The organism is Shewanella sp. SM23 (assembly GCF_025654295.1).
GTDB lineage: Bacteria > Pseudomonadota > Gammaproteobacteria > Enterobacterales > Shewanellaceae > Shewanella > Shewanella oncorhynchi.
Genome location: NZ_JAKKRM010000005.1, coordinates 234481 through 246364, shown reverse-complemented (window position 1 = coordinate 246364; position 11884 = coordinate 234481). Strand labels below are relative to the sequence as shown.

The following is an 11884-nucleotide window of genomic DNA, read 5'->3' as shown; positions in this document are numbered from 1 at the left end:
TTTTATGGCATCCAATTACGCTATGAGTGCTGTAGACTTTGGCACTATTTCAAAGGTGCTATTTCAAACTAACACTATTTCAATTCAAGCTGGCAAAGTAGGCCACCAGCATGTCCATCATCACCCTGAGTGCAGGCTGCATATGTTTGCGGGATTGATACACGCCATACACACCGAGGGACTGAGGTTTAAACTCAGTTAATAAAGGCACTAGCTGACCCGAGTCTAAATAGGGTTTCGCCGCCCAAACAGGCTGCATAGCAATTCCCTCACCAGCCAGCGTGGCATTGAGCACTACCATGGAATCATTGGCGCTAAAATTCCCATTCACAGGCACATTAAACGCCTGGCCTTGGTTTAACGTAGGATCGGAGTTCAGCGCTTGAGCCTGTTTCGCACCTACATCGGTTTTATAAAAGCGCCACATCACATCGCCAAAATATGAATAGGTTAAACAGTTATGCTGAGTTAAATCCTCGGGATGCAGCACGGCGGCGCGCGCGGCAAGATAACTCGGTGCGGCGCATACCACAGACTCACACTCCCCTAAGCGCCTAGCGATAAGATTGGGATCGAGTTCATTGGTGATGCGAATAGCCAGATCAATCCGCTCGGCGACTAAATCGACGGTTTGGCTGCTCACGTGGAAATTCACGCTCGCCTGCGAATAACTGGCTAAATATTGCTGTACCACGGGCGCTAAAATCTGATGCGCCAAAAACTGGGAGCAACTAATACGCAACAAGCCCCGCGGAATCGCCACAGCGGCATGGCTTACCGCAGGTACTTCGTTAGCCAGTTCGAGCAATCGATGGCAATAGTCCAGCACTTGCTCACCCGCGGGCGTTAAGCTGAGGCTACGCGTCGAGCGATGCAACAACCTAGCACCAGACCATTCTTCCATTTCGCTCAAGTAACGGGTCACCATAGAACGCGACATATCTAAGGCATTGGCGGCGCTGATCATGCTGCCGCGCTCAACAATAGTCACAAACACCTTAGCCGCTTCGAGTCTATCCATGATTTATCTCCACTCGCGTTAAATCAATAACGTTCAATCAATAACGTTTAATCACTCACTTTCAAATCACTCGAAGGTTCACTCACATACTCACGTCACCACATGAATAATAACTAAGAGTACATACGGCTATTCGTCCGATTAATGCAACAAACATGGGCAGATACTCGCATTTATCTATTGATTATTGCAACCTATACTTAACTCACTTTTTGCAGCAGCTGCAAATCAATGAATGCTAAATCGAACCTTTTACTCTTTCACCCTGTGACTATAAGTGAGCCCCAAATGAACACATCGACCTATGCAATACGTAACACAGTTAATGCCACATTAAAGGCCTCGTCTAAAATAAGCCTAGCTGCCACCTTGTTGCTGGCAGGGCTTAGCGCGGTCAATGCAGCGCCATTGCAAGTGAGCCATTTTAATCCGGGCGAAAACAGCATCTTTGCCGTGTCATCGAGCTTTATCAGCGGCGAACACGAAATGATGTTAGTCGATGCGCAATTTCAAAATAACGATGCCCAAACATTGGTCGACACCATTAAGGCTAGCGGTAAAAAGCTGACTCAGGTGTATATCAGCCATAGCGATCCTGATTTCTATTTCGGCTTAGCCGTGATTAAAAAGAATTTCCCCGATGCACAAATCGTCGCGACTCAAACCACTGTCGATGCTATTAAAGCCTCAATGGAAGGCAAACTCACCTACTGGGGGCCGATTTTAAAAGATAATGCGCCAAGCGAATTAGTGTTACCTAAGGCGATTCACAGTGACACTTTTACTATCGACGGTGAGCAAGTGATTATCAAAGGTTTTAATGATAAACACCCTAAACACACTTTCCTGTGGGTGCCATCGGCAAAAACCATTACAGGTGGCGTAGAAGTATTTGATAACACGCATGTTTGGATGGCTGACACTCAAACTGCCTCTGAGCGTCAGGAATGGTTAACCCATTTAGATGCAATGGAAAAACTGCTGCCGACCACAGTGATCCCAGGGCACTATTTAGGCGAAGCGCGATTTAATACCCACGCCATCGGTTTTACCCGTGAATATGTAAAAGCCTTTGAAATCGCGGCAAAAGCCTCGAAAGATTCAGCCGAATTAATCCAAAAGATGCTGGCGCTATACCCACAAATGCCAGCCGATGCAGGGCTTGAGATCAGCGCCAAAGTTTACATGGGCGAAATGACCTGGCCTATGTAAGCCCAGCCATATCTATCTAGGCGATTAGGTACAGCTAGTTAGGTGTAAAAGATAGTTAAGTGCAAATAGTTAAAGACAGGCACGTGAGCGATTGCGTGCCATTTTTTAGCTAAATGACTGCACCTAAATAACGGTACCAATCTAACTATTTTAATCAATAATCTCAAAGGGCTTAAGTCGCTAATGTAGCGACGAACTTAAGCCAAAAGGTTTAACACTATGACTCAGCCAACAACTCATCCAACTAGCACAACCAGCAGCACAGCAACGGCCAAAGAGCGCACTCTGCACGCCATTATCGACCCTTTATGTGGTTGGTGTTATGCCGCAGCGCCTTTACTCGATGCCGCCGCAAAAGCAGGCTTTACCATTAAGCTCCACGGCGGCGGAATGCTCACAGGCCCAAGACGCAAACAAATCGATGCTAACTGGCGCGACTATGTTATGCCCCACGATCTGCGTATTGCCGAGCTAACCGGACAACCTTTTGGGGAAAACTATTTTGATGGTCTGCTGCGCGATACCACTATCGTACTCGACTCGGCGCCTCCTATTAAAGCCATGCTCGCAGTCGATGCTATGGGTGGCGACAGTTTGGCCTATCTACACTCAGTACAACTGGCCCATTACCGTGATGGTCACAGCGCCAGTGATGAAGGTAATCTCGCAAGGTTAGCCGCTGAACTTGGGCTCGACCCTATGAGCTTTGCGCAACATTATGCCCAAGGTGAAGACAAGCTATATGAGCATATTGTTGAATCCAGAGCATTACTGAATCTGATAGGTGCCCAAGGTTTCCCTTCGATGGCTATAGAGGATAATAACGGCAACATCACCGCCATTAATATCAACCGCTTTTATGGCCAACCCGCCCAGTGGTTAAGCCATCTTGAAGCACAGTTTGAGTCGTAATCATGCCAACGCTTAATAGTGTTCCAACAAGCTCTTTAGTGAGTGAGCCTTCTCAGTTAAATCTTATCGAAACAGCAAGGCAAACTGATGCGAATCTTGCACTTGTCAAAAGTACTTACGCAGGACACAGCTCTGCCGAAAATGCCAAAAATCTTGAGCATGCACTGGCAAATGACGCACGCTGGACAGAGGCGGTAGGTTTTCCCTATGCGGGCACTTACATAGGTTTTAGCGCGATAGCCGCCAATGTGTTCGCCCGCCTCGAAAAAGAATGGGATAACTATCGCGTCGATATCGAAGACTATGTCGCCCAAGGCGATAAGGTTTTTGCCTTCGGCACTTATTCAGGTACTTATGTCAAAACGGGCAAGTATTTTAGCGCCCGAGTCGCCCATTTATGGAAGATACACAGCAGCAAAATCGTCAGTTTCGAGCAGTTTGTCGATAGTCATACCGTCGTCAATGCCATGTAACTGCCAATACCATGTAACGACAGTCATGCACTTATAGACATGCAATGATGGAATAACTGAATCACGAGGCGGGCAAGTTTAATTTAGCCCGCCCCACGACTTGCCGATGTTAAGCCTTATCCGTATGATTTAGTGTTTTCAATAGGTTGAGCACTTGACATTAAGTACTTAAGATTAGGCACTTGCGATTAAGCGTTTGGATTAAGCGCTTGAAATTGAATTCGTCAAGCTGCACGTTCTAAGACTCATCAACTCAAGTGTCTAAAATGAAAAAATGAATAACTAAAACAAGAACAAGGATGCGGTCTAATGCAAATCAATTCGATGCCAGTCGGGGCTCACCCAATCACGCTATCTATGACGCGACTTAGCCGAGCCAGCCAATGGATACTCAAGCAACAGAGAAAATTCACGCCCCTGTTATGGCTTGTCACCGCACTCCCCTTTACCTCACTGGCGTTGACCTCATTAGCGGCCAATGCAAGTGAAGCCGAGCTAGAGCTAAAAATTCAAGAAAACAGCGTCACCGATGGCCCTTATGTGTTTTTAGATGATGCTCAAAAAAACACAGCCTATTGGATTTGCCAGAGTGAGCTAAAACAAACAAGGATTGCGAAGGCGCAGTTAACTCGCCCTGCCAATTGCGGTGAATTACCCCAACCGCACCTTCATACACAGGCTGTCACGGTTGAGCCAGACACCTTCACCCATATCAGCAAAATTGTCGCCCTTAGCGATGTACACGGCCAGTTTGATGTAATGATTAACTTGCTAAAAGCCCATCAGATTATCGACAAAGATAACCACTGGGCCTTTGGTGACGGCCATATGGTGATGACGGGCGACATGTTTGACCGTGGTCATCAAGTCAATGAAGTATTGTGGTTTTTATATTCCTTAGACCAAGAAGCCCAAGTTGCGGGCGGACGCTTACATCTACTCATGGGCAATCACGAGCAAATGGTGTTTCGCGGCGACTTACGCTACGTCAACGAACGCTACCAAGTCTCGGCAGATTTACTCAAACGCAGCTACGATGCGCTCTACAACAAAGACACCGAAATAGGCCAATGGCTTCGCAGCAAACATACCTTAGTCAAAATCAATAATATCTTGTTTATGCACGGCGGCATCAGCCCTGAATGGGTCGAGCGTAAATTAAATATCAGCGATGCTAACCAATTATTTCGGCAGCATTTAGATGATAAAAAAGCCGATTTGAAGCAAGACGATTTACTCAACTTTTTGTTTTTTACCAATGGTCCAACTTGGTATCGTGGCTACTTTAAAGATGAACTGAAAGAGTCAGATATCGATAGCATACTGAGCTATTTCAAGGTCGATCATATCGTCGTAGGGCACACATCGCAGGAACAAGTTCTTGGGCTTTATCATAATAAAATCATTGCGATAGATAGCAGCATTAAGAATGGTAAATCCGGTGAGCTGTTACTTATCGACGCCGGCAAACTCCGCCGAGGTTTGTATCAGGGTGAGCAGGTTTCGCTATAACCTGCCTCACTAATATCTTTTGCCCCAATACGTGCATGAGCTAGCGCCTTAATGCATGAATAAGTTAGGGCGCGAATGTATAAATAAGTAAAGGTAAAATGGACGCCCACCATGGTACTCAATCGGCATAACACTCAATCGTATGGCTCTCAATATACGCTCATCTTAATATCCATAAGTTCGCCTGTTTTAATTAACTCTGACTATACTCAAGCCAAGTGCGACTCACCTCACTGCTGGAGTAGAAATGGGGAAGAAATTACTCAGATTATCTAGCTTTTGCTTGTTTCTATTCAGCTTCTATCCCCCAGCATTTGCGGGGCGAGAACTCCATTTAGTCGCCACTAACTATCCTCCTTTTTATGCCGATGCTTTACCTGAACAGAGCGGCGTTGCGCAAGTCGTCAAAGAAGCTTTTAAACGTCAAGGTTACACTGCCAGTCTCAAGTTTTATCCCTTCGCCCGCGCGGCTTTACTCGTTAAAACTGGCCAAGCTGATGGCATCATTGGGCTCTGGTATCGTAAAGAGCGCGAGCAATGGGCCCAATATTCCGCACCTATCCAACCCGTACAAATTGTGTTTTATAAACGTAAAGATTCACCGCTGAGTTTCAGTCAACTTTCAGATCTTAAACCTTTCACTATCGGTATAGGTCGCGGTTACGCTAATCCACCAGAAATCTTCGCCGCTGGGCTTACCACAGAGGAAGGAAATTCGGATGAGATGAATCTCAAAAAGCTGTTTTTAAAGCGTATTGACTTAGTCTTGATTGGCCATAACTTAGCGAGGTATTTAATTAAAAAAGGACCAAGTGAATATGAGGGGGCCTTTGAGCAAGTCGGCCAACCCATAGCGACTGAGGTATTTCATTTAGGGATCTCTTTGGCTATGGCGGATCATCCGCAGTTAGTGACAGATTTTAATCAAGGTTTAGAGAGTATGCGACGCGATGGACGATTAGCGGCAATTTTAAGCCAATATCCTCAGGTTGAAACGACTCAAGCGCCGATTGAAAAAACGCGAACTGAAGTCCATCCCTAAAGTCCGTCCAGCTTTTAAAAAGCAATAGCAGTACAAAAAAACAGCAAAACCCTCGTTGAATTGTGCACAATGCTCAAAAAACACAATTTCTTTCATTTTCGTTCGCTTACCTTTACAAACTTTTACCCAACTGGCGTACGTTATTCACTAGAATAGCGCCATTAGAGCGATTACCTTTTTAAACTGCCTTTGCGCGAGATAATAATTACAATGAAAAAAACCATTATTGCCATTGCCCTGCTTGCGATTATCGCCACAGCGGTGAGTTTTAGTGATGTCCTTCAAGCGGCTAAACCCGAGAACGCGCCACATCTTATGCGTACCGTTCCTGTGGTCACGGGTGAAGTGATTGAATATCCATTAGCGCAATCTATCTCTCTTATCGGCAAACTCGCGGCTGAACGTGCAGTGATCATTGCACCGCAAGTCACAGGTAAGATTAAACAAGTCGCAGTGACCTCAAACCAAGCGGTGAAAAAAGGCCAATTACTGATCGAACTCGATGATATGAAAGCCCAAGCCGCCGTCGCCGAGGCCAATGCTTTCCTCAATGATGAAAAACGTAAACTCAAAGAATTTGAAAAACTGATCAGCCGTAACGCTATTACCCAAACCGAGATTGACGCACAAAAAGCCAGTGTTGATATCGCCCAAGCACGCTTATCTTCCGCACAAGCAGATTTACATTACCACTCGCTGATAGCGCCTTTTGCAGGTAATACTGGCCTGATTAATTTCAGCGAAGGCAAGATGGTCAGCATGGGCACTGAGTTGATGTCGCTAGATGATTTGTCCAGCATGCGCCTCGACTTACAAGTGCCTGAGCATTTCCTATCGCAACTGAGTATTGGCATGCAAGTATCAGCCACCAGTCGCGCTTGGCCGAATGAAATCTTTACTGGCAAAATGGTAGCTATCGATCCCCGCGTCAATGAGGAAACCTTAAACCTCAAAGTACGAGTGCTATTCGATAATCCAAAGAAACGCTTAAAACCGGGCATGATGATGTCGTCAACCATCACCTTCCCAGCGATTTCAGCACCTATGGTGCCAGTGCAAGCTCTTGAATATTCAGGAACTAAACGTTACGTATACGTAGTTAGCGCCGACCACATTGCCCACCGCACAGAAGTGACACTCGGGGCACGTATCGATAACCAAGTCTTAATCGAAAGCGGTTTAAACATAGGTGACAAAGTCGTGGTACAGGGCTTAGTCAATATGCGCGATGGCCTGCAAATCAATGAAGTCACGCTCGATAATAAAGCCTCAGCCCGTGCAACAGAGCTTTCAGGTCCTAAAGCAACGGAGACGAAATAATGTGGTTATCCGATGTTTCGGTTAAACGCCCTGTCGTTGCCATCGTTTTAAGCTTACTGCTATGTGTATTCGGCATAGTGTCGTTCACTAAACTGTCGATACGAGAAATGCCCGACGTCGAAAGCCCTGTGGTCACCATCAGCACCAGTTACTCGGGTGCGTCGGCGGCGATTATGGAAAGCCAGATCACTAAGACTTTAGAAGATGAGCTAACAGGGATCAGTGGTATTGACGAAATCACCTCGACCACACGTAACGGTAGCTCGCGTATCACAGTTAAATTCCTCCTCGGTTGGAACTTAACCGAAGGGGTCAGCGATGTGCGTGATGCAGTGGCCCGCGCCCAACGCAGGCTCCCAGAAGATGCAAAAGATCCTGTCGTCTCAAAAGACAACGGCTCCGGCGAACCCTCAGTCTATGTGAACTTAAGCTCGAGTGTGATGGACCGCACTCAATTAACGGACTACGCCCAGCGAGTACTCGAGGACAAATTCAGCTTAATCAGCGGCGTGAGTTCTATCAGCATTTCCGGCGGCTTGTATAAGGTCATGTACGTCAAGCTCAGACCCGAACAAATGGCAGGACGTAATGTTACCGCAACGGATATTATCAACGCCCTGCGTAAAGAGAACATCGAAACACCCGGCGGCCAAGTGCGTAACGACACCACTGTGATGTCGGTGCGTACCAAACGCTTGTACTACACGCCGAAGGATTTCGACTATCTTGTGGTGCGTACCGCCAGCGATGGCACGGCTATCTACTTAAAAGATGTCGCCGATGTGGCTGTTGGCGCACAAAACGAAAACTCGACCTTCAAAAGCGACGGCATAGTTAACATCAGTTTAGGCATTATTGCCCAGTCCGATGCCAACCCTCTGCTCGTTGCCAAAGAAGTACATAAAGAAGTTGATCGCGTACAAGACTTCCTGCCCGAAGGCACTAGCCTAGTGGTCGACTTCGACTCGACCGTATTTATCGACCGCTCGATTAACGAAGTGTATAGCACCCTTTATGTCACGGGCGCCTTGGTCGTACTCGTGCTGTATATCTTCATTGGACAAGCACGAGCAACGTTAATCCCAGCGGTGACGGTTCCAGTATCTTTGATCTCGGCATTTATCGCCGCCAACATGCTAGGTTATTCGATTAATCTACTGACATTGATGGCATTAATCCTCTCCATCGGTCTAGTGGTGGATGATGCGATTGTGGTGGTTGAAAACATTTTCCACCATATCGAAAAAGGTGAAGAGCCCTTACTCGCCGCCTATAAAGGTACTCGAGAAGTGGGCTTTGCCGTTATCGCCACTACGGCGGTACTGGTGATGGTATTCCTCCCAATTTCATTTATGGAGGGCATGGTCGGACTACTATTTACCGAGTTCTCCGTGATGCTGGCGGTGTCAGTGCTGTTCTCCTCCTTAGTGGCACTCACACTTACGCCTGTACTAAGCAGTAAATTACTCAAAGCCAACGTCAAACCGAATCGCTTTAATCGTTGGGTCGACAGCGGCTTTGCTCGCATGGAAAGCGTTTATCGCGTCGCCGTGACTCGAGCGATTAAACTCCGCCTGCTCGCACCGCTAGTTATCCTCGCTTGTATCGGCGGCAGCGCTTGGTTAATGCAACAAGTACCGTCACAGCTTGCGCCGCAGGAAGACCGCGGCGTGTTGTTCGCCTTTATTAAAGGCGCCGAAGGCACCAGTTATAACCGTATGACAGCCAACATGGACATAGTCGAAGACAGACTCATGCCCTTGCTCGGTAAAGGTGTGCTGCGATCCTTCAGCGTACAAGCTCCCGCCTTTGGTGGCCGTGCTGGCGATCAAACTGGCTTTGTCATCATGCAGCTAGAAGATTGGGAACACCGCGATGTGACAGCGCAGCAAGCCCTTGGAATTATTAGCAATGCCTTAAAGGATATTCCAGATGTAATGGTTCGCCCTATGATGCCAGGCTTTAGAGGGCAATCGAGCGAACCGGTGCAATTTGTACTTGGTGGTTCGGACTATGCCGAACTGTTTAAGTGGGCGCAGATATTGAAAGAAGAGGCTAACGCTAGCCCTATGATGGAAGGGGCTGACTTAGACTATGCAGAAACAACGCCAGAACTCATTGTTACTGTCGATAAAGAGCGCGCCGCAGAACTGGGGATCAGTGTCGACCAAGTATCGGAAACCTTAGAAGTCATGCTGGGTGGCCGTACCGAAACGACCTTTGTTGATCGAGGCGAAGAATACGATGTGTATTTACGCGGTGATGAAAACAGTTTCAATAATGTCGGTGACCTGAGCCAAATCTACATGCGGTCAGCTAAGGGCGAATTAGTCACTCTCGATACTGTCACTCATATAGAAGAAATTGCCTCTGCACAAAGATTAAGCCACACCAATAAGCAAAAATCGATCACCCTCAAGGCTAACGTCAGTGAAGGTTACACCTTAGGTGAAGGCTTAAAGTTCCTTGACGCTAAAGCCATTGAACTATTACCTAAGGATATTTCGATTGGTTATACGGGCGAATCCAAAGACTTTAAAGAAAACCAAAGCAGTATCTTTATCGTATTTGGTTTAGCTTTACTGGTTGCCTACTTAGTATTAGCCGCACAGTTTGAGAGCTTTATCAACCCGTTAGTGGTGATGTTTACTGTGCCTATGGGTGTATTCGGTGGTTTCTTAGGACTACTGATCACGAGCCAAGGGATCAACATCTACAGCCAGATAGGCATGATCATGTTAATTGGTATGGTGACTAAAAACGGTATCCTCATCGTGGAATTTGCCAACCAATTGCGCGACCGCGGCTTTGAACTCGATAAAGCCATTATCGATGCGTCATCCCGTCGTTTACGGCCAATCCTAATGACAGCCTTCACCACCTTAGTGGGTGCTGTACCGTTAATTTTCTCGACGGGCGCGGGCTCAGAAAGCCGTATCGCTGTAGGTACTGTAGTGTTCTTCGGAATGGCGTTTGCGACCTTTGTGACCTTACTGGTGATCCCCGCCATGTATCGATTAATCTCGGCCACAACGCACTCTCCTGGTTATGTTGAAGCTAAGCTCGAAGCGGCGATTAAAGCACAAGAGTTAGCGGCACAAGAGGCGGCCGCAAAGCAGCAGGAACTCGCACCTAAAGCCTAGCGCTAATAATAACTGCAGAAGATCACAGAACAAAAAGCCAAGACACTCAGTGTCTTGGCTTTTTTTCATTTACGTCTTAAGCATTTTTTACTTTATTGGCTAAGCCTAAATGTAAACCTAAGCCAACACAAAGCAGTGCACTTAACGTAATCACCATACCTAAATGGTGAACGATTCCCGTGCCGCCTAAACCCAGTCCCAACAGAATGTAATAAAACAGTCCGAAGAGTGCGCCAGCAGAGCCCGCATAGGTACGGTAGTCTGCCAGAGCCGAGCTGAGTATGTTCGGAATAGCGATACCGTAAGCAATCACAATCAATAGCATAGGCGCTAAAAAGTAAACATTATTCAGCCCTATAAAGGTCGATTGGATCAGCCAAATCCCCAATCCACCGACAAGTGCAATAGCACTGGCTAAGCGAACCAGTCGTGCACCGGTGTGGCCTCGACCCAGCATTATTTTATTAACATAACTGCCAAGGAATGTACCAAAGCCTAACAGTAAGCCACTGGTACCAAAGGCAAGCGTCGATAACCCTTGCGCCTCAAACATAAATGGCGCCAGTGAAAAGTAGCTAAACCACATCAGATTAAACGCCGCTACCAACAAGGTGTTCTTAATAATCCCGCTGTCACTAAGCATCTTAATCGCTAACTCGCCTATCGCGATTTTCTGGGTGTGTGCGGGCTTGGTTTCGGGTAGATATTTTACCGACAAAAATAACAACACGATTGCAGAGACCATGAGTGCGACAAACACCCCTTGATATCCCCAATACGCGCTGAGAATACTGCCCAATAGCAATCCGATAACTGGGCTTATTCCAAGTGACATCCCCATCACAGAAAAAACTTTCGCTAATTCCTCTCCGCTATAACTGTCACGCATCATAGTTTGGGTAATCACAGACCCCACTGCCGCGCCAAAGGCCGACAATATGCGGGCCATCAACAACAGGCTAAAGTCGCTAACCATCAAGGCTAATGCTGAGCCAATGGCATAACAGACTAATCCCGCGAGCATAGCTTTACGGCGACCAATAATGTCGGCTAAGCGGCCCCAGCAAAATACGCCGATGGCAAAGGCCATAAAGTACACAGATAAGGTTTGCGATGCAGCGGCAACCGACACAGCAAAGTTTTCTGCAATATTAGGCAAAGCTGGGCTATAGATGGTTTCCATAATTTGCGGAAACATCATTAGCAGCACAACGAGCCCTAATGGTGGTTTTATATTCATGATTTTTAG

At 46.8% G+C, this 11884-nt stretch carries 9 protein-coding genes; 7 read left to right on the top strand and 2 right to left on the bottom strand.

The annotated features are described in order from the left end of the window. Nucleotides 1–79 precede the first annotated feature (79 nt). Nucleotides 80–1021 carry a LysR family transcriptional regulator gene (locus tag L5L98_RS09160; protein ID WP_263140200.1) on the bottom strand — a complete coding sequence of 314 codons (942 nt, stop codon included), beginning with the start codon at nt 1019–1021 and terminating at the stop codon, nt 80–82. Between the two features lie 288 nt (nt 1022–1309). On the opposite strand from L5L98_RS09160, the gene L5L98_RS09155 reads away from it, so the two are divergent. The 7 genes from L5L98_RS09155 to L5L98_RS09125 all read left to right on the top strand — a co-directional run bounded on the left by L5L98_RS09155 (nt 1310) and on the right by L5L98_RS09125 (nt 10635). Then, a complete protein-coding gene (locus L5L98_RS09155; protein ID WP_263140198.1) occupies nt 1310–2233 on the top strand; it encodes an MBL fold metallo-hydrolase in 924 nt (307 codons plus the stop codon). A 219-nt stretch (nt 2234–2452) separates the two neighbouring features. Continuing rightward, nucleotides 2453–3145: a DsbA family protein gene (locus L5L98_RS09150; protein WP_263140196.1), complete on the top strand. Its 693-nt coding sequence runs from the start codon at nt 2453–2455 to the stop codon at nt 3143–3145. 2 nt (nt 3146–3147) lie between these two features. Then, nucleotides 3148–3618, top strand: a complete 471-nt coding sequence (locus L5L98_RS09145; RefSeq protein WP_263140194.1) for a nuclear transport factor 2 family protein — start codon at nt 3148–3150, stop codon at nt 3616–3618. A gap of 309 nt (nt 3619–3927) precedes the next feature. Next, complete coding sequence (locus L5L98_RS09140; RefSeq protein WP_263140191.1) at nt 3928–5130, top strand: metallophosphoesterase; 1203 nt, start codon at nt 3928–3930, stop codon at nt 5128–5130. 247 nt (nt 5131–5377) lie between these two features. Next, nucleotides 5378–6172 carry a substrate-binding periplasmic protein gene (locus tag L5L98_RS09135; protein WP_263140189.1) on the top strand — a complete coding sequence of 265 codons (795 nt, stop codon included), beginning with the start codon at nt 5378–5380 and terminating at the stop codon, nt 6170–6172. Nucleotides 6173–6382: 210 nt separating this feature from the next. Continuing rightward, nucleotides 6383–7492: an efflux RND transporter periplasmic adaptor subunit gene (locus tag L5L98_RS09130; RefSeq protein ID WP_198572920.1), complete on the top strand. Its 1110-nt coding sequence runs from the start codon at nt 6383–6385 to the stop codon at nt 7490–7492. Beyond that, on the top strand, nt 7492–10635 hold the full coding sequence (locus tag L5L98_RS09125; protein WP_028761399.1) for a multidrug efflux RND transporter permease subunit: 3144 nt from the start codon (nt 7492–7494) through the stop codon (nt 10633–10635). Before L5L98_RS09130 ends, L5L98_RS09125 begins: the two co-directional genes overlap by 1 nt. 76 nt (nt 10636–10711) lie before the next feature. On the opposite strand, the gene L5L98_RS09120 is transcribed toward L5L98_RS09125, so the two are convergent. Continuing rightward, nucleotides 10712–11875, bottom strand: coding sequence for a multidrug effflux MFS transporter (locus L5L98_RS09120; RefSeq protein WP_259589612.1), 1164 nt, complete (start codon nt 11873–11875; stop codon nt 10712–10714). Nucleotides 11876–11884: the final 9 nt, after the last annotated feature.